This window comes from Hansschlegelia zhihuaiae (genome assembly GCF_004103825.1).
Lineage (GTDB): Bacteria > Pseudomonadota > Alphaproteobacteria > Rhizobiales > Methylopilaceae > Methylopila > Methylopila zhihuaiae.
The window spans coordinates 20584-46278 of sequence record NZ_RYFI01000006.1 but is presented as its reverse complement, the minus strand read 5'-3'; the positions used below and the strand labels follow the sequence as shown (position 1 = coordinate 46278).

The 25695-nt window shown below is 69.5% G+C and carries 21 protein-coding genes, 1 pseudogene and 1 riboswitch; of the genes and pseudogenes, 12 read left to right on the top strand and 10 right to left on the bottom strand.

Annotated features, from left to right (window positions below; all coding sequences use genetic code 11):
• Window positions 1-38: 38 nt before the first annotated feature.
• The 4 genes from acpS to rpoZ all read right to left on the bottom strand — a co-directional run bounded on the left by acpS (window position 39) and on the right by rpoZ (window position 4121).
• Window positions 39-440 (bottom strand): holo-ACP synthase, encoded by a 402-nt coding sequence (gene acpS / locus EK403_RS07800; protein WP_128776943.1) that lies wholly within the window; start codon window positions 438-440, stop codon window positions 39-41.
• Window positions 437-1192: a pyridoxine 5'-phosphate synthase gene (locus EK403_RS07795; RefSeq protein WP_128776942.1), complete on the bottom strand. Its 756-nt coding sequence runs from the start codon at window positions 1190-1192 to the stop codon at window positions 437-439. Before EK403_RS07795 ends, acpS begins: the two co-directional genes overlap by 4 nt.
• 155 nt (window positions 1193-1347) lie before the next feature.
• Entirely contained in the window at window positions 1348-3558 is a 2211-nt protein-coding gene (locus EK403_RS07790; RefSeq protein ID WP_128776941.1) for a RelA/SpoT family protein, read from the bottom strand.
• Between the two features lie 173 nt (window positions 3559-3731).
• Entirely contained in the window at window positions 3732-4121 is a 390-nt protein-coding gene (gene rpoZ / locus EK403_RS07785; protein WP_128776940.1) for a DNA-directed RNA polymerase subunit omega, read from the bottom strand.
• Window positions 4122-4316: 195 nt separating this feature from the next.
• Here rpoZ and EK403_RS07780 point away from each other — a divergent pair, with 195 nt between their 5' ends.
• Window positions 4317-4904, top strand: coding sequence for a LabA-like NYN domain-containing protein (locus EK403_RS07780; RefSeq protein WP_128776939.1), 588 nt, complete (start codon window positions 4317-4319; stop codon window positions 4902-4904).
• A gap of 12 nt (window positions 4905-4916) precedes the next feature.
• Window positions 4917-5567, top strand: coding sequence for a uracil-DNA glycosylase (locus tag EK403_RS07775; protein ID WP_128776938.1), 651 nt, complete (start codon window positions 4917-4919; stop codon window positions 5565-5567).
• Here EK403_RS07775 and EK403_RS07770 read toward each other — a convergent pair.
• The 3 genes from EK403_RS07770 to dapA form a co-directional block, all read right to left on the bottom strand.
• Complete coding sequence (locus EK403_RS07770) at window positions 5564-6985, bottom strand: hypothetical protein (RefSeq protein WP_128776937.1); 1422 nt, start codon at window positions 6983-6985, stop codon at window positions 5564-5566. The two genes, EK403_RS07775 and EK403_RS07770, sit on opposite strands and share 4 nt — an antisense overlap.
• Window positions 6986-7070: 85 nt before the next feature.
• The gene (smpB, locus tag EK403_RS07765; protein ID WP_128776936.1) at window positions 7071-7547 is read right to left on the bottom strand and encodes an SsrA-binding protein SmpB; all 477 of its coding nucleotides are present in this window, start codon (window positions 7545-7547) and stop codon (window positions 7071-7073) included.
• An 18-nt stretch (window positions 7548-7565) separates the two neighbouring features.
• A complete protein-coding gene (gene dapA / locus EK403_RS07760; RefSeq protein ID WP_128776935.1) occupies window positions 7566-8489 on the bottom strand; it encodes a 4-hydroxy-tetrahydrodipicolinate synthase in 924 nt (307 codons plus the stop codon).
• 268 nt (window positions 8490-8757) lie between these two features.
• Here dapA and EK403_RS07755 point away from each other — a divergent pair, with 268 nt between their 5' ends.
• Window positions 8758-10887 carry a lytic transglycosylase domain-containing protein gene (locus EK403_RS07755; protein ID WP_128776934.1) on the top strand — a complete coding sequence of 710 codons (2130 nt, stop codon included), beginning with the start codon at window positions 8758-8760 and terminating at the stop codon, window positions 10885-10887.
• Between the two features lie 136 nt (window positions 10888-11023).
• Here the strand turns inward: EK403_RS07755 and EK403_RS07750 are convergent, their stop codons facing one another.
• Together EK403_RS07750 and EK403_RS07745 are read right to left on the bottom strand one after the other, a co-directional pair.
• Complete coding sequence (locus EK403_RS07750; protein WP_164919530.1) at window positions 11024-12346, bottom strand: carbohydrate porin; 1323 nt, start codon at window positions 12344-12346, stop codon at window positions 11024-11026.
• 304 nt (window positions 12347-12650) lie between these two features.
• Window positions 12651-13928, bottom strand: coding sequence for a porin (locus tag EK403_RS07745; protein ID WP_128776932.1), 1278 nt, complete (start codon window positions 13926-13928; stop codon window positions 12651-12653).
• Window positions 13929-14403: 475 nt separating this feature from the next.
• Between EK403_RS07745 and aptA the strand changes: the two genes are divergently transcribed.
• The 9 genes and pseudogenes from aptA (at window position 14404) to EK403_RS07700 (ending at window position 25157) form a co-directional block, all read left to right on the top strand.
• Window positions 14404-15750, top strand: coding sequence for an omega-aminotransferase AptA (gene aptA, locus EK403_RS07740; RefSeq protein WP_128776931.1), 1347 nt, complete (start codon window positions 14404-14406; stop codon window positions 15748-15750).
• 1 nt (window position 15751) lies between these two features.
• Window positions 15752-16117: a hypothetical protein gene (locus EK403_RS07735; protein WP_128776930.1), complete on the top strand. Its 366-nt coding sequence runs from the start codon at window positions 15752-15754 to the stop codon at window positions 16115-16117.
• 44 nt (window positions 16118-16161) lie between these two features.
• Window positions 16162-16368: riboswitch (cobalamin riboswitch) on the top strand.
• Between the two features lie 34 nt (window positions 16369-16402).
• A complete protein-coding gene (locus tag EK403_RS07730; RefSeq protein ID WP_128776929.1) occupies window positions 16403-16585 on the top strand; it encodes a CbtB domain-containing protein in 183 nt (60 codons plus the stop codon).
• A gap of 14 nt (window positions 16586-16599) precedes the next feature.
• Complete coding sequence (locus EK403_RS07725) at window positions 16600-17343, top strand: CbtA family protein (protein WP_128776928.1); 744 nt, start codon at window positions 16600-16602, stop codon at window positions 17341-17343.
• 4 nt (window positions 17344-17347) lie between these two features.
• The gene (gene cobU / locus EK403_RS07720; protein ID WP_128776927.1) at window positions 17348-17896 is read left to right on the top strand and encodes a bifunctional adenosylcobinamide kinase/adenosylcobinamide-phosphate guanylyltransferase; all 549 of its coding nucleotides are present in this window, start codon (window positions 17348-17350) and stop codon (window positions 17894-17896) included.
• Window positions 17893-18927, top strand: a pseudogene (cobW, locus tag EK403_RS07715) (cobalamin biosynthesis protein CobW); the annotation flags it as partial. The gene cobU and the pseudogene cobW, both read left to right, overlap by 4 nt.
• A 170-nt stretch (window positions 18928-19097) precedes the next feature.
• Window positions 19098-23039: a cobaltochelatase subunit CobN gene (gene cobN / locus EK403_RS07710; protein WP_128776925.1), complete on the top strand. Its 3942-nt coding sequence runs from the start codon at window positions 19098-19100 to the stop codon at window positions 23037-23039.
• Window positions 23036-23638, top strand: coding sequence for a cob(I)yrinic acid a,c-diamide adenosyltransferase (gene cobO, locus EK403_RS07705; protein WP_128776924.1), 603 nt, complete (start codon window positions 23036-23038; stop codon window positions 23636-23638). The genes cobN and cobO overlap by 4 nt, the downstream gene beginning before the upstream one ends.
• Window positions 23639-23675: 37 nt before the next feature.
• Window positions 23676-25157, top strand: a complete 1482-nt coding sequence (locus EK403_RS07700) for a cobyric acid synthase (protein ID WP_128776923.1) — start codon at window positions 23676-23678, stop codon at window positions 25155-25157.
• On the opposite strand, the gene EK403_RS23020 is transcribed toward EK403_RS07700, so the two are convergent.
• The coding region (locus EK403_RS23020; RefSeq protein WP_245479571.1) for a cobalamin biosynthesis protein CobD/CbiB at window positions 25158-25695 on the bottom strand (538 nt) is incomplete at its 5' end.

The window sequence follows — 25695 nt, the reverse complement described above, 5'->3', positions numbered from 1 at the left end:
CGGCGACCCGGCGCTCGACGCGGCCCCCTGCGCCCGCGTCACGCCTTCAGCACCACGCTGATGATGACCACGGCCGCGGCCATCGGCGGCTCGTCGGTCAGCGTCACGTCGATGCGCGCCTCGTAGCCTTCCGGGACCATGCGGTCGAGATGCTCCTTGGCGCCGCCGGTCAACGCCATTGTGGGGCGGCCGGAGGGCAGGTTCACGACGCCCATGTCGCGCATGAAGGTCCCGGCGCGGAATCCGGTGCCGAGCGCCTTGGAGCAGGCCTCCTTGGCCGCGAAGCGCTTGGCGAGCGTGTTGGCCGGATCGCCTCTCGCGAAGGCGCGCTTGCGCTCGATCTCGGTGAAGACCCGGTCGAGGAAGCGGTCGCCGAAGCGTTCGAGCGCCCGCTCGATGCGGCGGATGTCGCAGAGGTCGTTGCCGAGACCGAGGATCACGCCGCCACCCTCCGGCGGCCGCGCGCCATCGCCGCCTTCATCAGCCGGATGGTCTCGGGGAAGCCGACGGCGAGCGCCTCGCCCACGAGATAATGGCCGATGTTGAGCTCCGCTAGCTCGGGCAGCCGGGAGATCGTCTCGGCGCTGTCATAGTCGAGCCCGTGGCCGGCATGGACCTCGAGGCCGAGCTTCGCCGCGCGGATCGCGCCCGCCGCCAGCCGGTCAAGCTCCCGCTTGGCGCGTTCGGTCTCGCCGGAAGCGAGCGCCTCGCACCACGAGCCGGTGTGCAGCTCCACGACCGGCGCGTCCATCAGCGCCGCCTGTTCGAGCGCCTCGTCGTGGGGCTCGACGAACAGCGAGACCCTGATCCCCGCCGCGACCAGCTCCTTCACCACCGGCGCGACCTGCGCCTTCTGGCCGACGACGTCGAGCCCGCCCTCGGTGGTCCGTTCCTCGCGCTTCTCCGGGACGATGCAGGCGGCGTGGGGCTTCAGCCTCAGCGCGATCGCCAGCATCTCGTCGGTCGCGGCCATTTCGAGATTGAGCGGCCGGTCGATCTCGGCCATCAGCCGCTCGACGTCCTCGTCGCGGATGTGCCGCCGGTCCTCGCGCAGATGCGCGGTGATCCCGTCCGCGCCGGCCTCGATCGCGAGTTTCGCGATCGCCACGGGGTCGGGATGGAGGGCGTCCCGGGCGTTCCGCACGGTCGCCACGTGGTCGATATTGACGCCCAGTCTGATGATGTCGGTCATGAACCTGCCTAGACGAAGGGCCTGCGTGCTTCGAGACGCCGTCCCAGGGGACGGCTCCTCAGCATGAGGACCGTTTGTGTTTCCTCCCCGCTCCTCATGCTGAGGAGCGCCGAAGGCGCGTCTCGAAGCACGCGACACGCCTCCGTTCTTCTATCCTACCCGTTCACCCGCTCCGCGTTGCTGACGACCGGCGTCTGCCTCAGATCCGCGATGATGGCGCCCAGGTGCTTGGCGTCGAACACGCCGAGGTCGAACACGATGTCGTGGAAGTCCGGCGAGCGCGAGACCATGCGGACGTCGTCGATGTTCGCCTCGTAATTCGAGATGATGCCCGCGATCAACGCGAGCGAGCCCGGCTCGTTGATCGACGTCACGGTGACGCGGACCGGAAACCGCTCGCGGCGGCCGAAATCGACGTCCCAGCGCACGTCGAGCCAGCGTTCAGGCTGGTCGTCGAAGGCTTTGAGCGCCGGCGACTGGATCGGGTAGATGGTGATCCCCTGCCCCGGATCGAGGATGCCGACGATCCGGTCTCCCGGCACCGCGCCGCCATCCGGCGCGAAGCGGACCGGCAGGTCTCCGCGCAGGCCCCGAATCGGGATCGAGGGACGGTCGCCGTCGCCCTCCTCGGCGCCCGGCGCCTTGAAGCGCAGCGATCCGGCGTGCTCGAGGCCGAACCAGCCATTGGCGAGACCCGAGGCGCCGACGGTCGGCGACCGGTCGTCCTTCACGTCCGGATAGACCGCCCGCACCACGTCGAGCGAGTGCATCTCGCCGCGGCCGACTGCGGCCAGCACGTCCTCGACGGAACTCCGGGCGAGCCGGTGCAGCGAGGCGCGCAGCTTGTCCTCCGCGAAGGTCTTGCCCGACCTGTCGAAGGCGCGCTGGACGATCTGGCGGCCGAGCCCGGCATATTGCTGGCGCACCGCCGAGCGCGTCGCCTTCCGGATCGCCGCCCGCGCCTTGCCGGTGACGACGATCGCCTCCCAGGCGGCCGGCGGCGTCTGCTTGTCGGAGCGGATGATCTCAACCTCGTCGCCGTTCTGCAGCGGCTGGACGAGCGATTCGGTGCGGCCGTTGACCTTCGCGCCCACGCATTCATTGCCGAGATTGGTGTGGACCGCATAGGCGAAGTCGATCGGCGTCGCGCCGCGCGGCAGCGCGATCAGCCTTCCCTTCGGCGTGAAGCAGAACACCTGGTCGGAGAACAGCTCGAGCTTGGTGTGCTCGAGGAATTCCTCCGGGTTGTCGCCTTCGGCGAGGAGCTCCACCGTCCGCCGAAGCCACCCATAGGCGCGGCTCTCGCGCGACAGCGCCTCGACGTCGCCGCCGAGCCCGTCCTTGTAGAGCGCATGCGCCGCGATGCCGTATTCGGCGAAGCGGTGCATCGCGTCGGTGCGGATCTGGAGTTCGACGCGCTGGTGGCCGGGACCGACGATCGTGGTGTGGATCGACCGGTAGTCGTTCTCCTTCGGGGTCGAGACGTAATCCTTGAAGCGCCCCGGCACGACCGGCCAGCCGGAATGCAGCGCGCCCAGCGCCCGGTAGCAGTTCGGGACGTCGCTCACGATGACCCGGAAGCCGAAAACGTCGGAGAGCTGCTCGAAGGCCACCGACTTGCGCTCCATCTTGCGCCAGATGGCATAGGGTTTCTTGGCCCGGCCGCTCACCTGGGCGTCGATGCCCTGCGCCTCGAAGCGCTTTTCGAAGGCGAGCTTGATCTCCTCGATCGACTGCGCGCTGCGCGAGGCGAGCCGGTTCAGCCGTCCAGTGATCGACTTGTAGGCGTCGGGAAACAGAGTGCGGAACGCGGCGTCCTCGAGCTCCTCGCGCATCGCCTGCATGCCCATGCGGCCGGCGAGCGGCGCGTAGAGGTCGAGCGTCTCCTGCGCGATGCGGCCGCGCTTCTCCTCGGGCACAAAATGCAGCGTGCGCATGTTGTGCAGGCGGTCGGCGAGCTTGACCAGCAGCACGCGGACGTCGGCCGCGATCGCGAGCAGCAGGCGACGGAGGTTCTCGGCCTGCGCCGCCTCCTTGGTGACGAGGTCGAGCTTCTTGAGCTTGGTCAGGCCTTCGACCAGCTGGCCGATCTGCTCGCCGAACAGGGCGTCGATCTCGGCGCGGGTGGCGTCGGTGTCCTCGATCGTGTCGTGCAGCAGCGCCGCCACGATGGTGGCGTCGTCGAGCCTCAGATCCGTGAGGATCGCGGCGACCTCGAGGGGATGCGAGAAATAGGGGTCGCCCGAGGCCCTGAGCTGCGCGCCATGGGCCTTCATGGCGTAGACATAGCCGCGGTTGAGCAGCGCCTCGTCGGCGTGGGGATTGTACGCCTTGACGCGTTCGACGAGCTCGTACTGCCTCATCATGGGTCGGGGGCCGAGATCCTTTCGGGGCCGTCGGTCACGCGACCGGAGATTGCCCTTCGATCAAGATATCGTGGCCTCTTCCGCGCCGCACAAGAAATCGGCGCCGAAACGAAAACGCCGCCGCGGGGTCTCCGCGGCGGCGTCTCGAGCGGGAATCGCTGCGTTCGAAGGCGTCACTCGCCCTCGTCGTCCGTCTCTGCCGGCGGAACCAGCCCCTCGAGGCCGCGCAGGAGGTCTTCCTCCGTCATGCGGTCGAAGGCGATGTCGCCGTCGTCGGCGCTGGAACCCGCAGAGCCGGCGAGCGCCGGAACGGTCTCGGCCTCCGGCTCGTCGACCTCGACATATTTCTGGAGCGAATGGATCAGGTCCTCGCGCAGGTCGTCGGGCGCGACGGTCTGCTCGGCGATCTCGCGCAGGGCGACCACCGGGTTCTTGTCGTTGTCGCGATCGATCGTGATCGGCTGTCCGGAGGAGATCAGCCGGGCGCGGTGCCCAGCCAGAAGCACGAGGTCGAAACGGTTCTCGACCTTGTCGATGCAATCCTCGACGGTGACGCGGGCCATGGGGGCCTCCGCTGCTTGTGAGAGTTTAGCGTCTTGGGAACGAACGCGGTCTTTACCGCGGGACCGAACTCGTGGCAAGGACCGTCGGATAGCGTCCCAGCGTCGTCGCAACTCGGTCGTTTGGCCGGAGACGAAACGCGGCGCGGCGCGCCTCAGCCTGACTGTTCCACCGTTTGCGAGAGAGATCGTTCTTCCATGTTCTATTCAGACGAGCGCCTCGGCCTGTTCATCGACGGCGCCAATCTTTACGCCACGGCTCGCGGCGTCGGCTTCGACATCGATTTCCGGCGTCTGCTGCGCGATTTTCAGGGCCGCGGCTATCTCATCCGAGCCTATTACTATACCGCGCTGGTCGAAGACCTCGAGGTCTCGACCATCCGTCCGCTGATCGACTGGCTCGACTACAACGGCTACACGGTGGTGACGAAGCCGACCAAGGAGTTCACTGACTCTCAAGGGCGGCGCAAGGTGAAGGGCAATCTCGACATCGAACTCGCGATCGACGCGCTCGAGATGGCCGAACACATCGACCACATGGTGCTGTTCTCGGGCGACGGCGACTTCACGCCGCTGGTCGCCGCGATGCAGCGCCGCGGCGTGCGGGTGACTGTGGTGTCGACCGTGACCACCCAGCCCGCGATGATCGCCGACGATCTGCGCCGGCGGGCCGACCATTTCCTCGACCTCGCCGATCTCGCCGCCAAGATCGGCCGCGACCCGGCGGAGCGCGCCGCCCGCGAGGCGCGCCGCCAGGCCGCGATCGACACCACGCCGGAAGCCTGACGACCGCCCGACGTGGAGACCGTTTCCGCGCCTGAGGCCCCTCCCCGCGACTGCCAGCGCTGTCCGCGTCTGGTGGCGTTCCGGGAGGAGCAGCGGACGAAGCATCCCGACTGGCACAACGCGCCGGTGCCGTCCTTCGGGCGGCCGCCGGCGCGGCTGCTGATCGTCGGTCTCGCCCCCGGCCTGCAGGGCGCGAACCGCACCGGCCGGCCCTTCACGGGCGATTGGGCCGGCGACCTGCTCTACGCGACCCTGCTGAAGTTCGGCTTCGCGACCGGCGTCTATGACGAGCGGCCCGACGACGGGCTCGAGCTCGTCGACGCCCGCATCGCCAACGCGGTGCGCTGCGTGCCGCCGCAGAACAAGCCAGACGGCGCCGAAATCAACAATTGCCGGCTATATTTGGCGTCGGAACTTGAAGCGCTGTCGGATGGAGCCGCGGTGCTCGCGCTCGGCCGCATCGCGCATGACAGCCTGTGCCGCGCCCTCGGCGTCCGGCTCAAGGATGCGCCCTTCGGGCACGGCGCGTGCCATCCGCTGGGACGACGGCTGACGCTCTTCGACAGCTACCACTGCTCCCGCTACAACACGAACACCGGCGTGCTGACGACCGAGATGTTCGAGGCGGTGTTCGCCGAAATCCGGACGTTCGTGGGCACCTAAGGCTCCGGCGCCTGATCGGCTGCGATTTCCTGCTCTTTCCCGACGACCCTGAACTCGAGCTCCAGCAGCTCGGACCGGGAGACGCCCTCTGTCGGGACCGCGACCCGCAGACGGTCGCCGTCGCGCGGATAGACGTAGAACGGGCCGCGCAGGGCGTCGTCCTCTCGGCCGAGAAGCCGGACATTGTCGGCGGCGATCACGGCGCGCGTCACGATCTCGCAGGCGGAATCGAGCTCGATGTAGCGAAGCCTCAGGTCATGGCGCGGCTCACCGATCGTCGGACCGATCCGGATCGCCGTCATGTGCTGCGCGACCGCCCCGTCCACGCTGAGCTTGGCCGCCGCGAACTGTTGATACGAGAACTCCTCCTGATCCTGCGCCGAGAGATAGGGCGTCGCGCGGCCGAGCGACCGGCCGTCCTCGCCCAGGGGCTGGCAGGCCTCGCGGATCACCTCGTCGCGACGCGGGGTCTGCTGGAGACGCACCGCGAGCACGCGATCGCCGCCCCTGAGGGTCGCGACGTCGGCGGCCGTCACGGACCGCAACAGGACAGGGTCCTGGGCGCCGTCGGGCGGCGGCACGCGCACCCGGAAATCGCGCTTCGTCTCCACGACCGTCCCGTCGGCGTCGATCTGCGCCATGTCGATGCGCCGCGCGAAATCGCCGACCGCGAAGACCTGGACGCCGCCCTGCGGCCTCGGGCCGATCGCGAAGGACCTCGCTTCGTCGGCTTCGAGACGGAACGGCAGCCAGCTTTGCCACTTCTGCCGAAACGACGGCAGCTCGAAGGCGCTCAGGAACACTCGTCCATCCTGATCGAACAGCCGCACGGCGGCGGTCAGGACATAAAGCGTCCCGTCATGGACGAAGGATTCGAAAGCGAGGTCGCGTCTCGGCCCGTCGAAGGCCTCGATGACGCCGCGCCGCAGAGTCCCGTTCAATGCGTTCCAGGACAGATAGCCGATGACCCAGCCGCGGTGCAGCCCGTTTTCGTTCAGACAGCGCGCCTGATAGGTCGCGGTCACGCCGCCCGCCGTCAGGGTGAGGTTCGCGGCGGCGAGGTCGTTGCGCCCGGTCTCGGCGATGTCCGGATCGCAGGCCGGGAAGTCCTCGACGGACTGCTCCAGCCCGCCGAAGAACCGGATGAGCCGGAGCTTCTCGCTGGGGCGCGCGCCGCCTAGCGAGCCCGCCAGAAACTGATAGGTGAAGCGCTCATCGAACGAGCGCGCGACGACGATGTCGTGGTCGCCAATGAACTGTTCCGGCTCACGGACGCCGGCGAAGTAGGTGCGGTGCAAGACCTTCTTGTCGACGAACTCGAGCTCGACCGCCTTGGCCCGACCGGGTTCGGCGAATGCGCCCAGCAGCCCGAGGGCCACGATCGCGATGCGGACGCATGACTCACTCAAGACGCGCATTGTCGCCTCCAGCGGTCGATTGCGGGCCTAGGGACGCCCTGAGCGCATTGCGCTCCCGCTGGAGCCGGACGTCAACTGGATTCCCTCACCCCCGGTCGCGCATGATCCGCGCCTTGTCGCGGTTCCAGCTCTTTTCCTTCTCGGCCTGCCGCTTGTCGTGGAGCTTCTTGCCGCGCGCGAGCGCGATCTCGACCTTCGCGCGGCCGCGGGCGTCGAAATAGATCTTCAGCGGCACGACCGTCATGCCCTCGCGGGTCACCGCGCCGGTCAGCTTGTTGATCTCGTTCCGGTGCAGCAGCAGCTTCCGAGGCCGGCGGACCTCGTGGTTGAAGCGGTTCGCCTGCAGATATTCCGGGATGTACGAGTTGTAGAGGAAGATCTCGCCGCCGTATTCGCCGGCATAGGCCTCACCGATCGTCGCCTTGCCCTGCCGCAGCGATTTCACCTCGGTGCCGACCAGCGCGACGCCTGCCTCGAAGGTCTCGCCGATCTCGTAATTGTGGCGGGCCTTGCGGTTGTCCGCGACGATCTTGAACCGGGGATTGGGCGCCTTGGCGTTCATCGGCGATATATGGGGTCGTCAGGCGCGCGCCACGACCCGCGGCGCGCCCGTCTCGGCCGGCAGCACGCCGGCATGGACCATCGCGGCGCGGACCGTGGCGCGCGTCGCGTCGGAGCACGGCACCATCGGCAGGCGCATCTCCTCCGAGCAGCGCCCGAGGATCGCGAGCGCGACCTTGGCCGGGCCGGGATTGGTTTCGCAAAACAGGTCCGTGTGGAGCGGGAACAGGCGGTCTTGCCAGGCGAGCGCGGCCCGATAGTCGCCAGCCATGCACGCCTTCTGGAACGCGGAGCATTGCGCGGGCGCGACGTTCGCCGCGACCGAGATGCAGCCATGGCCGCCATGCGCCATGAAGCCGAGCGCGCTCGCGTCCTCGCCGGAAAGCTGGATGAAGTCCGGCCCGAGCTTGGCGCGCTGCTGGCTCGCGCGGACGACGTTCGCGGTCGCGTCCTTCACGCCGACGATGTTCCGGATCTCGTAAAGCCTCGCCATGGTGTCGACCGACATGTCGACCACCGAGCGGCCAGGGATGTTGTAGATCAGGATCGGCAGCGAGGTCTGCTCGGCGATCGCCCGGAAATGGGCGTAGAGCCCGTCCTGCGTGGGCTTGTTGTAGTAGGGCGTCACGACGAGCAGGCCGTCGGCGCCGTCCTTCTCGGCCTGACGGGCGAGCGAGATCGCCTCGGAGGTCGAGTTCGAGCCCGCGCCGGCGATGACGGGCACGCGCCCTCTCGCCTCCTCGACGCACCAGCGGACCACGGAATTGTGTTCGTCATGGCTGAGCGTCGGGCTTTCGCCCGTGGTGCCGACCGGCACGAGGCCGTGCGTGCCTTCGGCGATCTGCCAGTCGACCAGCCCGCGGAACGCGGCCTCGTCGAGCTTGCCGTCGCGCATCGGCGTGACGAGCGCGGTGATGGAGCCGTGGAAGATCGGTTGGGTCATGGCGTTGGACTTCAAGGCTGTGGCGCTTGGGTAACGTCGGGCGGATGACGTCGGCGGCGCCATCTTGGCGTCAAGATCAGTCGACCTTGATAGCCGTGCTTGCCCGCGAGCGGAAGCCCGTCTTGCGGAGGTCGGGGGACGAAGCGTAGGTCGCGGCGGCGGCCAGTCTCGGTTAGCGTTTCGTAAAGCGAGCATGGCGAAACTGCGGCTTCATCCCTGATGCGAGTCCGGCCGTTAAGGCCGGTCACGAACCCGAAGCCGAGAGCCCATGCGTATCCCGAGCTTTCTCCTTCGCGGCGTCGCCGCCCTCGCCTTGTGCAGCGCCGTCGGCGCGACGAGGGCCGAGACCTTCGTGGAGGCGCCCGTCGGCGACGCCGACAAGTTGTCCGCCGAGACCATGAAGACCGCCGAAATCGTGCTGGCCTATGACGCCACCACGACCGGCACCATCTCGACGACCTCCCGCGTCGCGCCGAGCGAGAGCGTCTCGACCAGCGACGTCGCGCAGATCAAGGCGGCGATCGCGGCCTTCGAGCGCGGCGATACGTCGGGGGCCTTCGCGGTGCGCTCGTCGCTGAGCGACCCCGGCGCGGTCGCGCTGCTCGACTGGCTCGGCGTGCGCCTCGCCTCGCGGCAGGCGGGCTTCTCGCGGCTCGACGCCTTCTATCGCGCACATCGGGACTGGCCGATGGCGAATTGGGTTCGCCGCCGCGCCGAGGAGGCGCTCTGGCTCGAAAACGTGCCGGCCCCGACGGTGCGCGGCTTCTTCGCCGCCAACGGCAAGCCCGAGCGGCCGGAGGGCAAGCTCGCGCTCGCCCGCGCGTTGCTCGCAAGCGGCGATCGAGCCTCGGCCGCCACGGTGGCGCGCGACGCCTGGCGCCATGACGAGCTCGAAGGACCGCTCGAAGCCCAGGCGCTCGCGACCTTCGGGCCAATGCTCTCCGCGGCCGATCACCGCGCCCGCGCCGAGGCGCGTTTCCTCGCCGATGAGGTCGAGGCCGGCATGCGCGCCGCGAACCGCGCCGGCGGAAACTACCTCGCGGTGGCGAAGGCCCGCGTCGCGGTGATCCGTAAGCAGCCCGGCGCTGGCGCCGCGCTCGCCGCCGTGCCGAGCGCCCTCCGGTCCGATCCGGGCTATTTGTTCGCGCTCGCCAAATACAAGCGCCGCGAGGACAAGCCGCGCGAGGCGGCCGCGGCGCTGGCCCAGGCGCCGCGCGGCGGCGCTGCGCTGGTCGACCCGGACGCCTGGTCGGTGGAGCGCCGCGTCGTGGCGCGCGACCTGCTGGACGTCGGCGACGCGCGCGGCGCCTATCAGGTGCTGGCGCGCGACGAGCCGAGCTCGGACATCGACAAGATCGAGTCGGATCTGCTCGCCGGCTTCATCGCGCTCCGCGCGCTCGGCGACGCCAAGACCGCCTACCGGCACTTCGCGGCGGTCCACAAGGAGGCGACGATCCCGGGCACCGAGTCGCGCGCGCTCTACTGGCAGGGCCGCGCCCTCGAGGCGATGGGCGATTCCGGCTCGGCGCGCGCGGTTTATGAGCGCGCCGCCCGCTACGTCACCAGCTATTACGGCCAGATCTCCCGCGCGCGGCTCGGCCTGACCGACCTGCCGATCCGGTCTCTGCCGACGCCGACCGCCGCCGACCGCGCGGCCTTCGGGGCGCGGCTTTCGGTGCGGGCCATCGACCTGCTCTACCGTGCCGACCAGAAGGAGCTCGCTCTGCCGCTCGCCGGCGCGCTTGCCGACGACCTGAAGAGCCCGGGCGAGATCGTGCTGCTCGGCGCGATGACGCAGAAATACAAGGATCCGCGCGCGACGCTGACGGTCGGCAAGGCCGGGCTGAAGAACGGCTTTCCGGTCGACGCCCTCGCCTATCCGACGAGCGGCATCCCGGCCTATCGCGCCGTCGGGCCGGCGATCGAGACGCCGGTGGTGCACGCCATCGGCCGCCAGGAAAGCGCGTTCAACTCGAAGGCGGTGAGCCATGCCGACGCCCGCGGGCTGCTGCAATTGCTGCCCGGCACCGCCGCGCGCACCGCGAAGGCCGCCGGCGTCTCCTTCGACGCCAAGCGCCTGACCACCGACGCCGCCTTCAACGCCCAGCTCGGCGCCGCCCATCTCGGCGAGCTCGCGAAGAAATATGACGGCTCCTACGTCATGGTGTTCGCGGCCTACAACGCCGGGCCGAGCCGGGTGCTCGAATGGACCCGGCGCTACGGCGATCCCCGCAAGGCGGAGGTCGATCCGGTGGACTGGGTCGAGCGCATCCCGTTCGCGGAGACGCGCAACTATGTGCAGCGCGTGATGGAGAACACGCAGGTCTACCGCACGCGGCTCAACGGCCGCACCGCCCTGATGATCGACCGCGACATGGCGCGCGGCGCGAACCAATAGGCGGTTCGCCCCTCGCCTTCCGAAAGAGCCGCCGCCGTCATGCCCGGACTTGATCGGGGCATCCATCGTCTTTGCGAAGGGGATGGATCGCCGGGTCAGGCCCGGCGATGACGTTTTATCCTGGTGGCGTCAAGCTTTAGAACTCGACCTGCGTTCGGAAGCCCAGCACCGTCGCGTTCTTGATGCGCCGGCTCGGGTCGGCGGGCCGTGGATCGCCGCCGCCCGGGCGCACGACGTACTGGGCGAAGGGCTGCAGCGCGAGCCAGGGAGCGAGCTGCGCCTTGTAGGACGCCTCGAACACCATTTCGGACGAGCGCACCGGCACTCCCCCGTCGTCGCGGTCGGCGCGCTGGGCGTCCCTGCTAATATGCGCATAGGCGCCCGCAATGCCGAACACGTCGTCGGCGCGCCCGGCGATCAGCCCCTTCACGTTGAAGCCGGCGTCGAAATAATAGTCGATCAGGTTGCGGTTCTGCTGCGGCGCGAACACCGCGCGGGCGAAGACCGAGAGGCTCGAGGTCGACGGCGTCGGGTCCTTGAGATCCTGTCCGCCGCCCCATTCGGCGACCGTCTGGTCGATGACCCCGTAGACCGCATAGTCGCCGCCATGGGTGACGCCCGACAGGCGCACGTCGTCGAACTTGTTCGCGGTGTTGAACCAGCCGCCGGCCTTGATGACGCCCGGCTTCCCGAACACGCCGTCGGTCTTGTACGCCACCTCGCCGATGCCGAAGACGCCCTCGTGCAGCGGGAAGTCGAGATTGTGCGGGTTGACGTTGTGGCCCGCCGGATCGCCGTTGTAGATCGCCGCCTGCACGGACCAGGCGTCGTTGAACTCGTATGCGACGTGAACGCCCGGCGTCGGCACCGGATAGGCCGGGCCGCCGCTCGGCAGGTTCGTTCCCATGAGGCCGGGCCAGCCGAAGGTCGAGTTCACGAACAGGCCCGCGGTGTCGCTCACCACAAATTCGCTGTCGGCCAAAAGCTGTCCGACGCGGATCGAGAACCGGTCGTCGAACAGGGTCTGCTTGAAATAGACCTCGCCGAGCCGGTTGGCGCGGTCGGCCTCGATGTTGGAGATCGTCAGCAGGTTGCCGACCTCGTAAGTCGACAGGCCGTGGCCGCGGATGAAATAGGCGCCGGCGTAGACCTCGCCGCCGGTCCAGCCGACAAGCTTCTCGAGATCGAGCGTCAGGCCGAGCTGGAGAAGACCGGAGAACCCTTCGTCGCGGCGCAGGCCGCCCGAGACGAGGGTCGAGGCGTCGCCCGTATAGGTCGCCTCGAACTTGACGCCGCGCTCATAGAGCTTGGTGCGGGCTCCGCCCCAGTCGCCGGTCAGCGAGTCGCGCGTCAGGAGATCTCCGGCATAGCTTGGCGCGTCGTCCTCCGCGCGCGCCGCTCCGGCGCCCGCCACGAATGAGATGGCGACAGCCGCCGCCGCGACGACGCGCTTCGACATTCCGCAGCCTGAATTGACTCCGCCCATCTCGCCCTCGATCCGCGCCGCTCCGGACGCGCGTTCACGGTCCTGTGACTCTTCTCTGCCGCAGAGAAGCCGTCCGCGCAATGGGTTTGGCAAATATAAATGACGGGGGAGCGAAGTCTCGGGCAGTCGGTCTCCTGAGAGCAACAGTCGTCTCAAGATTAGATTTAATCTAACTCTTGAGTTGCTCGATCCGCAGTCGACGTCAAAAGAGCTTTCTTCGCAAAAGAAAAGGGCCCCGGCGTCGCCGGGGCCCCATCATCCTCGAGGAGGATTTCGATCAGAAGTCGCGCTGGACGCGGAGACGGCCGATGAAGGCGTCGTCGTCCTTGCGGCTGGCGTTGGCCGGGAACGACGCCCGGTTGGAGTAGTCGGTGTTCACGTAGACCAGCTCGGCGCCGATATCGAGCTTCTTGACCGGCGTCCAGATCAGGTTGCCGGCGACCGACCAGGCGCTCCAGTCGGCGTTCAGCTTGCGATAGTTGACGTCGACATAGGTGCCCTGCAGGGCCGAGCGCCACTGCGGCGACCAGTAGTGCAGCGCGCCGAGGTTGGCGTTGAACGCCTTGGTCTTCTGCGTGTCGCCGTCGAGGTAGTAGTCGCGCTGCGGGTTGAAGGCGGTGATGTTCTGAGTGCGGCCCGAGCCGACATTGGCGTCGCCGAGACCGACATAGGAGAGACCGGCGCCGTCGACATAGCCGGCCTGGCCCCAGATGAAGTCGCCCTTGGCGTCCGAGGTGTTGGCGGTCGGCAGGTTGAGCTTCACGCCGCCCTGGACGCCCCAGCCCCACTCGTTGTCGCCGCCGACGCCCGTGGCGATGCCGCCAACCTGGTCGGCGTAGCCCTTCTTCGGGTTGATGTAGCTCGCGACGCCCGAGATCTGGGCCTCGCCCCAGCCCTGCTTGACCCGGATGTTGGCGACGATGTCCGGCGCCTCGGTGCCCGCGTTCGGCGTGGCGTTGGTCGAGTCACGATAGCGGTAGGTCTTGTCTTCCAGCGAGAGGCTCGCCGACGCGTCGCCGAACTTGGCGGTGTAAGCGAGGACCGGCACCGTGCGGTCCGAGATGAAGGGGTTCTGGAAGGTCGGGTAGGGCTTGAAATCCCAGAACGAGTCGGTGACGCCCGCCGTCAGGCCCGCGAACTGCACGAAGGCCTGATCGTAGAAGAAGTCGTCGCCTTCGAACTGCGGGTTCGCCGAACCGGCCGTGCCGACTGCGCCGGTCTCACGCTGGAACTGGAGGCGGATGAAGGTGCGCAGCGCGCCATATTCGGTGTCGGTGCGGGCGTCGAACCAGACGCGGGCGCGGACGCGGTAACCCACCTTGTTGGCGTCGTCGTCGTTGGTCACTTCGCCGTAGGTCGTCTCGAGACGGGCGAAGCCGCCGATCTGAAGGCAGGTCTCGGTGCCCGGAATGTAGAAGAAGCCGGTGCTGCCCTTGATGTCGCAGACCTTCACGTAGTCCACGGGCTCGGCGCCCGGCAGGTCGGCCGCCTGAGCGCCGGCCGTCATTACGAAGGCGGCAGCGGAGCCCAGCACAAGGCTCTTGACCAGTTTCATGTTCGTCCTCCAACCCCGAAATCGGCGGGTAGAACCCCGACCACCGCCGACGTTCGCCGGCCCCGGAAATCCTGAATACGATCGCCGATCCCCCGACGACCCCCGACTCTGGAGCACAGCCCCCGTGTCGCAGAACGACCTTATTCGTGGCGGAGGCGTGCGCAAGCAGGATCACGAGTGTGACGGCCGCCATGGAAGCCTTTGGTCCGTCCTGTGGCTGGAATGCCACGAAACAATGCGCGCAACCTTTCAAAACGCAGCACAAATCAGGGGCGCGTCGCACCGCGCTGGGCCCGCGCTCGCCCGTCGCCTCATGCCGCGGCCGGCCCCCTCCCAATTGAGGCGAAGCGCGGGCGGCCGACCTGAAGCGCGAGTCGCCGCCGCTTTGCGCTGCACTGACGGCGGGCGTATTCAGGCTTCTCCAAGAGCGGCCCGCTTCGGCGAGCGGCGAGCCCGAACGAAAGGCCACCGGAAGATGTCAGCGAGCCCAGCCGTCGTGGCGCTTCGCCCCGCGCCGACCAACAATCTCGAAGCCTTCTGGATGCCGTTCACGGCGAATCGTCAGTTCAAGCAGGCCCCTCGCCTGCTCGCCGGCGCGCGCGACATGCATTACGTCACGACGGACGGCCGCGAGATCCTCGACGCGACCTCGGGGCTCTGGTGCGTCAACGCCGGCCACTGCCGGCCGAAGATCGTCGAGGCGATCCAGGCCCAGGCCGCCGAGCTCGATTTCGCCCCGACCTTCCAGTTCGGACACCCCAAGCCCTTCGAGCTCGCGAGCCGCCTCGCCGCAATGGCGCCGACGGGCCTCGACCACGTGTTCTTCGTGAATTCGGGCTCTGAGGCGGTCGACACCGCGCTCAAGATCGCCCTCGCCTATCACCGCGCCCGCGGCGAGGGGCAGCGGTTCCGATTCGTCGGCCGCGAGCGCGGCTATCACGGCGTGGGCTTCGGCGGCGTCTCGGTCGGCGGCATGGTGGCGAACCGCAAGACCTTCGGGCCGGGGCTGCCGGGCGTCGACCATCTGCGGCACACCCACGATCTCTCCCGCAACAGCTTTACGCGGGGCCTGCCGGAGCATGGCGCGGAGCTCGCGGACGATCTCGAGCGCCTCGTCGCGCTGCACGGAGCCGAGACCATCGCGGCCGTCATCGTCGAGCCGGTCGCGGGCTCGACCGGCGTGCTGCCGCCGCCGAAGGGCTATCTCGAGCGGCTTCGCGCGATCTGCGACCGACACGGGCTGCTGCTGATCTTCGACGAGGTCATCACCGGCTACGGGCGGCTCGGCTCGGCCTTCGCCGCCGACCGGCTGGGCGTGACCCCGGACATCATGACGACCGCCAAGGGCGTCACCAACGGCACGATCCCGATGGGCGCGGTGTTCGCCTCGTCGGACATCTACGAGGCCTTCATGCAGGGCCCGGAGAACATGATCGAGCTGTTCCACGGCTACACCTATTCGGGCCACCCGATCGCCTGCGCGGCCGCGCTCGCGACGCTCGACGTCTATCAGGAAGAGGGGCTGTTCGAGCGGGCCGCGGCGCTCGAGACCCGATGGGCGGACGCGATTCATGGTCTGAAGGGCCTGCCGCACGTCATCGACATCCGCACGATCGGCCTCGTGGCGGGCGTCGAGCTCGAGCCCATGGAAGGAAAGCCGACCGCCCGCGCCTTCCAGTCGATGGTCAAGGCCTATGAGGACGGCATGATGCTGCGCGTGACAGGCGACATCATCGCAATGTCGCCGCCGCTGATCGTCTCCGAGGCGCAGATCGACGAGATCGCCGAGCGCCTCGCCAGGGTGCTGAAGGCAATCGACTGACATGCGCGACGACGCTTCGACGCCGGTTCAGGAGAAGACCGTCGGCCGCGCCGCCTTCCTGGGCGGGCTGCTGGCCTTCTCCTCGCTGGTCGCGCTCTCGGTGATCGGCGTCGGGCACAGCCGCAGCCTCGAGGGATCGGCCAACGCGCAGTACTGGATCGTGGTGGCGCTGACGGCGGCGGTCCTCGCGGCCGCCGCCGCAGGCCTTGCGCGCACCTCGGCGCGAAGCTCCGCCGGCGAGGCGGCGCGCCGGATCGGCGTCGCGCTTGCTGGGCTGTGGCTCGCGGTTTTTCTCTGGGAGGCGGTCGCGATCGGCAGCGGCGCTTTCGCCGGGCCCTTCGAAATCGGCTGGGCGCTGACGCGCTGACGCGCCCATTCGTATCGATTGTCGGCCGCGCGCCGGTCTGCTACGCCTCGCTCATTCGCTTCGGCTCCCGCAAGGGATCAAAAGGGAATCCGGTGAGGGGCCTCGCGCGTCCCGAGTCCGGAGCTGCCCCCGCAACTGTGAGCGGCGAGCGGCGCGCCGATGGTTGGCCACTGGATTTCGTGATCCGGGAAGGCCGGCGCGCTTCGCTTCGACCCGTGAGCCAGGAGACCTGCCGGAACGAGCAACCCAAAGGCCCTCGGAGGGAGGGCGCGAAAGGCTCAATCCATGTCGAACGTCCATCACGCCGAAACCTCGTCCGTCGCGCTGACCCAGTCTCGCGCGGCCCCGATCTTCGCAGCCCTCATGCTCGGAATTTTCGTGATCGCGGGCGCGGGTTTCGTGTCGGTCCCGGCGGTGCACAACGCCGCGCACGACCAGCGTCACGCCATCGGCTTCCCCTGCCACTGAGCGGAGGCGAGCCAATGCAAATCTTCCGCAGCATCGTCTTCCTGGCGGCGCTGGCCGGCCTCGCGGCCGGCCTGACGCTGACCGCCGTCCAGCAGTTCGGCACCCAGCCGCTGATCGTGAAGGCCGAAATTTTCGAGAACGCGAAGGCCGCCAAGGCGGCCGAGCCGCATGACCACGCCGCCGCCGGCGAGCACGACCATGCGGCGCTGACCGCCAAGGAGGAGGCGGCCGCAGCCGAGCACGACCACGGCGAGGGGTGGGCGCCGGCCGACGGCGCCGAGCGCTTCGGCTGGACGCTGGTCGCCAATGTGGTGGCGGGAATCGGCTTCGCGCTGCTGCTCGTCGCGGCGAGCGAGCTCAAGGGCGGGCTGCGCTCCTGGCGCGAGGGCCTGCTCTGGGGCCTCGCCGGCTTCGCGGCCTTCACGCTGGCGCCGTCGATCGGACTGCCGCCCGAGGCGCCGGGCGTCGAGGGCGCGCCGCTCATGGACCGGCAGATCTGGTGGGTCGCGACCGCGGTCGCGACCGCGGTCGGCATCGCGCTCATCGCCTATGGGCGCTCGGCGCTGCCGGCGGTCGCGGGGCTCGCCCTGATCGCGGCGCCTCACATCATCGGCGCGCCGCAGCCATCGGAGCCGCCGGCCATCCCCCACGACCTCGCTCATGACTTCGTGGTCGCGGTCATCGTCACGGGCTTCGTGTTCTGGGCGACGCTCGGGACGCTGGCCGGCCTGCTGCGCCGTCGTTTCGCAAGCGGCTGACGGGATGCCCGCGCCCACCGCGCGCGGGGCCGTGACCCTCGTCCTCGGCGGCGCGCGCTCCGGCAAGAGCCGCTTCGCCGAGCAGCTCGCCGCGGCTTCGGGCCTTAGCCTCGTCTATGTCGCGACCGCGAGCGCGCATGACGACGAGATGCGCGAGCGCATCGCCCATCATCGCGCCCGCCGCGACGACCGCTGGCGAACCGTCGACGTGCTGCTCGACCTCGCGGGCGCGCTCGACGCCGAGACCGAGCCTGACAGGCTTGTGCTGGTCGACTGCCTGACGCTCTGGCTGACGAACGTGATGCTGGCCGGCGCGGATATCGACGCCGAGATCGAGGCCCTGCTTGTGGCGCTCTCACGGGTCTCCGGACCCGTGATCGCGGTGTCGAACGAAGTGGGCTACGGCATCGTGCCCGACAACGCGCTCGCGCGCGCTTTCCGCGACCATCAGGGCCGCCTCAACCAGCGGGTCGCTGCGCTTTCGACGCGCGTGACGCTGGTCGCGGCTGGCCTTCCGCTCGACCTCAAGCTCCCGAAGGCGCCGAACGAATGACCGTCCCCCACAAGATCCCCGCGACCGTCGTGACCGGCTTCCTCGGCGCCGGCAAGACCACGATCATCCGCCACCTCCTGCAGAACGCCGGCGGCCGGAGGATCGCGCTGATCGTCAACGAGTTCGGCGACGTCGGCATCGACGGCGAGGTGCTGAAGGCCTGCGCGAGCGAGGCCTGTCAGGAGGACGACATCGTCGAACTCGCCAATGGCTGCATCTGCTGCACCGTGGCGGACGACTTCATCCCCGCGATGGAGAAGATTCTTTCGCGGCCCGAGGCCGTCGACCACATCGTCATCGAGACATCCGGCCTCGCCCTGCCGCAGCCGCTGGTCAAGGCGTTCCGCTGGCCGGAGATCACGACCCGCGTGACCGTCGACGGCGTCGTCACCGTGATCGACGGACCGGCGGTCCGCGACGGCCGCTTCGCCCATGACGAGGCGGCGGTCGCGGCCCAGCGCGCGGCGGATCCGAACCTCGACCATGATGATCCGATCGAGGAACTGTTCGAAGACCAGGTGCGGTCCGCCGACCTTCTGGTGGTGCACAAGTCCGACCTGCTGTCCGAGGCGGAAGCCGAGGCCGTGCGAACCGGCGTGCTCGAACATGCGAGCGAGGGCGTCCGGGTGGTGTCGGCCGCCAATGGCGCGCTGCCGGCCGAGGTGTTGCTCGGCCTCGCCTCCGGAGCCGAGGACAAGATCGACGCGCGGCCCTCGCATCACGAGCTCGAAGGCCATGACGACCACGACCATGACGAGTTCGAGAGTTTCGTGGTCGAAATCGGCGAGGCCGAGGACGCCGAGGCGCTGGCCGAGCGCGTGCGGAGTGCGCTCGCGACGTTCGATGTGCTGCGGCTGAAGGGCTTCGCGCCGGTGAAGAGCAAGTCCGCGCGGTTGGTCGTTCAGGCGGTCGGCCAGCGGGTGGAGAGCTATTTCGACCGTCCGTGGAGGGAGGGCGAGACGCGCTCCGGGCGCTTGGTGGTGATCGGCGAGACCGGCCTCGACCGCGCCGGCATAGCGGCGGCGCTGCGGGGATGCCCGCGAGAGCCGCCGCGCCCATGTCCCGGCCTTGAGCCGGGACCCATTGGGCTCGACGGTTCCGAAGCGGGCGTCGCGATCAGGCGCCGATCGTCCGGCGCAGGCGGCGGTGATGGGTCCCGGCTCAAGGCCGGGACATCGAGGGCGGAGTTGAGCGGAGACCGATGCATCTCCTGAAGGCGCAAGGGCAGCCGATCGGCGACGGGACGGAGGCGGTCGATCTCGACCTGTCGCCGGCCGAGATCGTGATCGTCTCCGCGGCCGACACGGAGATCGCAGGCCTCGCACGCGCCCATGCGGCGCTCGGGGCCGCCGCGCCTTCGCTCCGGCTCGCCAGCCTCCAGAAGCTCCGCCACAACATGTCGGTCGACCTCTTCCTGGAGAAGACCGTGGCGCGCTCGCGCCTGCTGGTGCTCCGTCTGCTCGGCGGCGCCTCCTACTGGCCCTACGGCGTCGAGGAGAGCGCGCGGATCGCTCGCCGGCATGGCGTGAAGCTCGCCGTGATGCCGGGCTGCGGCAACGCCGACCCGGACCTGATCGCCCGCTCCACCGTGCCGGCCGCCGAGGCCGAGGCGCTGTGGCGGATGCTGGTCGAAGGCGGTCCAGAGAATCTGGCCGCCGCGCTGCGCGCCTGCCGCGCCTGGCTCGACGGCGGCGCGCCGGCGCTCGATCCGGCGCCGACCCCGCCCGCCGGCCTGTTCTGGCCGGGCATGGCGGCGCCGACGCTCGACGCCATCCGCGAATGCTGGCCGGAAAGCGCGCCGGTCGCGCCGGTCGTGTTCTACCGGGCGCAATATCAGGCCGGCGACGTCGCGCCCGTCGAGGCGATGGTCGACGCGCTTTCCGCACGAGGGCTCGGCGCGCTTCCGATCTATGTGACCTCGCTGAAGGACCCGGCGGCCGCCGCCTTCGTCTGCGAGACCTTCGCCGCCGTTCGGCCGGACGTTGTGCTGAATTCGACCGCCTTCGCGGTTTCGAAGCCCGGCGCCACCTGGGAGGGCTCGCCGCTCGATTCGGCCGACGCGCCCGTCCTCCAGCTCGTCTTCGCGGGTTCCGACCGCGCGACCTGGGAAGGTTCGCCGCGCGGCCTCGGCGCGCGAGACCTCGCGATGGCGGTGGCTCTGCCCGAGATCGATGGGCGGGTGCTGTCGCGCGCCGTGGCGTTCAAGTCCGCCGGCCGGTTCGATCCGGCGACCGAGACCGAGATCGTCGCGCTCGAGCCGGTCCCGGACCGGATCGCCTTCGCGGCCGACCTCGCGGCCAACTGGGCGCGGCTGCGCCGAACGGCTCGGCCGGAGCGCCGCGTCGCGCTGATCCTCGCCAACTACCCGACCGGCGCTGCGCGACTCGCCAACGGCGTCGGCCTCGACACGCCGGAAAGCACAGCCGTGATGCTCGATGCGCTGAAGCATGCGGGCTACGCGGCCGACGGCGCCCCCCGGACCGGCGCCGAGGTCGTGGCTGCGATGACGGCAGCGCTGGAAGGCTCAACACCATGTCCCGACCGAAGCGGCGCAGCCGCGCAGAGCCGGGACCTATACGCGCCGCGCTCGACGGAGATGCATGACGCCGTCCCGTCCGACATGGAAGCGGCCGAGCAGATGGGTCCCGGCTCTCCGCTTCGCTGCGGCCGGGACACGAGCGCGGAGCTCTCGCTCGCCGCTTATTGGCGCTTTCTCTCCGCCCTCCCCGCCCGGACCCGCGAAAAGATCGCCGCCCGCTGGGGCGGGCCTGAGGACGACCCGACCTTCGACCGCGATGCGCAGGCCTTCCGCCTCGCGCTCCGCCGTTACGGAAACCTCGTCCTCGGCGTGCAGCCCTCCCGCGGCTTCGACCTCGATCCGAAGGCCGCGCATCACGATCCAGACCTGCCGCCGCCGCATGGCCACCTCGCCTTCTACTGCTGGCTCCGGGAAAGTTTCGGGGCGCATGCGATCGTCCATGTCGGCAAGCACGGCAATCTCGAATGGCTGCCCGGCAAGGCGCTGGCGTTGTCCCTAGAATGCTTCCCCGAGATCGCGCTCGGCCCCCTGCCCCATGTCTATCCCTTCATCGTCAACGACCCCGGCGAAGGCACCTCCGCAAAGCGCCGGAGCGCCGCCGTCATCGTCGATCACCTGACGCCGCCGCTCGCGCGGGCCGAGGGAGCCGCGGCGCTGCGCGAGATCGAGACGCTGGTCGACGAATACGCCGAGGCCGAGGGGCTCGACCCGCGCCGCGCGAAAGCGCTGGCCAAGGAGATCCTCGCCCGCGCCGCCGATCTCGGCCTCGACCGCGACTGCGGTTTCTCCATCGCCGACGACCCGGACGACGCGCTGACCAAGCTCGACGCGTTTCTGTGCGAGGTGAAGGAGCTGCAGGTCCGGAACGGCCTGCATGTCTTCGGCCGCTCGCCGGAGGGCCGCAAGCGCGCCGAGCTGCTGGTCGCGCTCGCCCGCTCGCCTCGCGGGCCGAGTCCCGGGGACGCATCGCTGCTCCGCGCGCTGGCGGCTGATCTGGGGCTCGACGGCTTCGACCCCCTCGCCGCTGAGTTCTCGGCGCGCTGGGAGGGTCCGCGGCCGGAGGCGCTCGCCGAGGTTTCGGACGAGCTCTGGCGGATCGCGGGCGACACGGTGGAGCGGCTCGAGGCGCTGGCGTTGCGGTTAGTGGAAGAGGCGGCGCCCTCTTCACCGTCATCCCCGGGCTTGACCCGGGGATCCATCCCAAGCGCAGAAAAGGATCGGTCCAGGCCGATGGTTGGTCGGGTCAAGCCCGGGCATGACGATGGACGCGGCCTAGCCCTCCCCGCTGGCGCCGCCGTCCTCCGCGAAATCGCGACCGTCATCGCGCCGCGCGTCGACGCCTCCGGCGCCGCCGAAATCGACGGCCTGCTGCGCGCGCTCGACGGGCGCTTCGTGCCCCCCGGTCCCTCTGGCGCGCCGACGCGGGGGCGGCTCGACGCGCTGCCGACGGGCCGCAACTTCTTCGCGCTCGACCCGCGTTCCGCGCCCACGGAAGCCGCCTGGCGGCTCGGCTGCGCCGCGGCCGACCTGCTCTGCCGCCGCCATTTCCAGGACAATGGCGAATGGCCGAGGCGGCTCGCGATCTCCGCCTGGGGCACGGCCAACATGCGCACCGGCGGCGACGACGTCGCGCAGGCGCTGGCGCTCGTCGGCGTCGCGCCGCAATGGGAGGCGGGATCTTCGCGGGTCGTGGGACTGGAGGTCCTGCCGCTTTCCGAGCTCAGGCGCCCCCGCGTGGACGTGCTGTTCCGCATCTCGGGCTTCTTCCGCGACGCCTTCCCGTTCCAGATCGACCTGATCGACGAGGCGGTCAGGCTCGTCGGCGCGCTCGACGAAGACGCCGACTCGAACCCGATCGCCGCGCGGATGCGGGAGGAGCGCGACGGAGGCCGCGCCTCGCACGCGATCTTCGGCGCGCGGCCCGGCGCCTATGGGACGGGGCTCGCGCCGCTGCTCAATGAAGGGGCGTGGGAGACCCGCAAAGACCTCGCCGAGGCCTATCTCGCCGCGAGCGGCTTCGCCTATGCGCAAGGGACCGAAGGCGCGCCGGCCCGCGAGGCGTTGGAAGCGATGGCGGACGGCGTCGACGCCGTGGTGCAGACGCAGGACGCCCGCGAGTTCGACCTGCTCGATTCCGACGACGTGCACGAATTCGCAGGCGGACTGTCGGCGGCCGTAGAGGCTCTCACTGGCGCCGCGCCTGCGATCTACCATCTCGACACGTCGCGGACCGAGACGCCATCTGTCCGCACGCTTGCCGAAGAGATCGCGGTCGTGGTCCGCGCCCGCGCCGCGAACCCGAAATGGATCGCGGCGATGCGCGGCCACGGCCATAAGGGCGCGGCCGAGATGCTCGCGACGGTGCGGAATCTGATGGGCTTCGCCGCGACCACCGACGCCGTCGGATCGCACCAGTTCGACGCGCTCTACGACGCCTATCTGATGGACCGCGACACGCGCGGCTTCGTCGCCGCCGCAAATCCCGCAGCGCTCGCCGAGATGGCGCGCGCCTTCCTCGAGGCCGAGCGGCGCGGCCTCTGGAGGCCGAAGCGCAACAGCGCGCATGACGACCTCGCCGCGCTCGCGACGGAGACCGTGCAATGACCGAAGACGCCGCCCGCCATGCGGAGAAGATGAAGGCGCGCAAGGCGCATCAGGACAAGATCGTGGCTGCGCGCCAGGTCGAGAAGGGCCTGCTCATCGTCCACACCGGCAAGGGCAAAGGCAAGTCGACCGCCGCCTTCGGCATGGCGATGCGCGCGATCGCCCACGGCATGAATGTCGGGGTCGTGCAGTTCATCAAGGGGCCGTGGGAATCGGGCGAGCGTGACCTGCTGCGCAAGTTCCCCGACCAGGTCGAGGTCCACGCCATGGGCGAGGGCTTCACCTGGGAGACGCAGGACCGCGAGCGGGACGTGCGGGCGGCGCGCGAGGCGTGGGAGATGTCGAAGAGGTTCATCGCCGACCCGGAGGTGAAGCTCGTCATCCTCGACGAGCTCAACATCGTGCTGCGCTACGACTATCTCGACCTCGGCGAGGTTGTTGAAGTCCTGAAGAGCCGGCCGGCCGACTGCCATGTCGTGGTGACGGGCCGCAACGCCAAGGACGAACTGATCGAGATCGCCGACCTCGTCACCGAGATGACGCAGGTGAAGCACCCGTTCCGCGACGGCGTGAAGGCGCAGGCGGGAATCGAGTTTTGACGGGACGGCTCCACGCTCATGGCGGCGGCGCCGCTGGATGAAGAAACCGCGCCCCACCCCCGCCATCATGTTCCAGGGCACCGGCTCCAATGTCGGCAAGTCGCTGATCGTGGCGGGGCTCTGCCGGCTGTTCGCGCGGCGGGGGGTGTCAGTCGGGCCGTTCAAGCCGCAGAACATGTCGAACAACGCGGCGGTCACCGCAGACGGCGGCGAGATCGGCCGGGCGCAGGCGCTGCAGGCTCGCGCGGCCGGGCGCGAGCCGATCATCGACATGAACCCCGTGCTGCTGAAACCCGAGAGCGAGACCGGAAGCCAGGTCGTGCTCCGCGGCCGCCGGATCGGCTCCTACAAGGGCAGCGCCTACAGCGCGCTGAAGCGGAGCCTGATGGCGCCGGTGCTCGAAAGCTTCGAGGCGCTGGCGAAGGACGCCGACATCGTGCTCGTCGAGGGCGCGGGTTCGGCGGCCGAGGTCAATCTTCGCGAGAACGACATCGCGAACATGGGATTTGCAGAGGCGGCTAAGGTTCCTGTCGCGCTTATCGGCGACATCGACCGCGGCGGCGTGATCGCCACGCTCGTCGGAGTTCACGCGCTGCTTCCGCCGAGCGATCTCGCTCTGATCCGAGGCTTTCTCATCAACCGGTTTCGCGGCGACCCCGGCCTGTTCTCGGCCGGCTTGGCGACAATCTCGGAGCGGACCGGATGGCCGTCGCTCGGCGTCACGCCCTGGTTTCCGGAAGCCGGCAAACTTCCGGCCGAGGATTCGGTCGATCTCTTCTCGCGACAGGCCACGCCGAATTCGGGCGTCCGCGTCGTCGTCCCCGCCTTGCCCCGCATCGCGAATTTCGACGATCTCGATCCGCTCCGGCTCGAGCCCGACGTGTCGCTGGAGCTCCTTACGCCCGGCGCGCCGCTGCCCGTCGACGCCGATCTCGTGCTGCTGCCCGGCTCCAAGGCGACGATCGCCGATCTCGCGGCGCTCAGGGAGCATGGCTGGGATCACGACATCCACGCCCATGTCCGCCGCGGCGGGCGGGTGCTGGGACTCTGCGGCGGCTATCAGATGCTCGGCCGCTCGATCGCCGATCCCGACGGCGTCGAGGGTCTCCCCCAAACCGTGGCGGGCCTCGGGTTGCTCGACGTCGACACCACGCTGGACGGCGAGAAGCGGCTCGCCCGCGTTTCGGGCCGCGACGTCGCCAGCGGCCAGGCGGTCGCGGGCTACGAGATCCATATGGGCCGCACCGTCGGGCCGGACTGCGGCCGCGCGCCCTTCGAGGTCGAGGGCCGAGCCGAGGGCGCGGCGTCGGCGGACGGCCTTGTGTCGGGCGCCTATCTCCACGGCGTCTTCGCAGCCGACGGGTTTCGCCGCGCGTTCCTCTCAACGCTCGGCGTCGCCGGATCGTCGCTGGCCTATGAGGCGACGGTCGAGGCGACGCTCGACGCGCTGGCCGACCATCTCGAGGCCCATCTCGACGTCGCCCAGATCATCCGGATCGCGCGCTCCCGCAGCGCCTGATCAGGCGAACGAGTAGGCGACAGCAAGCACGCCCGCGACCAGCGCGGCGTGCACCGCGCAGGCCGCGACCAGCAGCCTCAGCGCCTGCGAGATGTCGTCCGGCGTCGCGTCCTGGCGGCCGCCCTCGTTCATCCAGGGGTCGTCGAGCGTGACGCCCGAATAGACCCGCGGGCCGCCCAGCGCGACGCCGAGCGCTCCCCCGAAGGCGGCCTCGGGCCAGCCGGCGTTGGGCGAGGCGTGGCGATGGGCGTCGCGGCGCATGGCGTGCAGCGCCGCCCTCGCCTTCCGGCCGGTCAAGAGCGCCGCAAGCGCGACGATCCCCCCCGAAAGCCGCGAGGCCGGCAGGTTGACGAGGTCGTCGAGCCGAGCCGCCGCCCAGCCGAAGGCGCGGTGCCGCTCGGTCTTGTGGCCGATCATGCTGTCGGCGGTGTTGATCGCCTTGTAGGCCATGAGGCCCGGAAGCCCGAACAGGACGCACCAGAGCGCAGGAGCGACCACGCCGTCGGAAAAATTCTCGGCGCAGGATTCGATCGCGGCG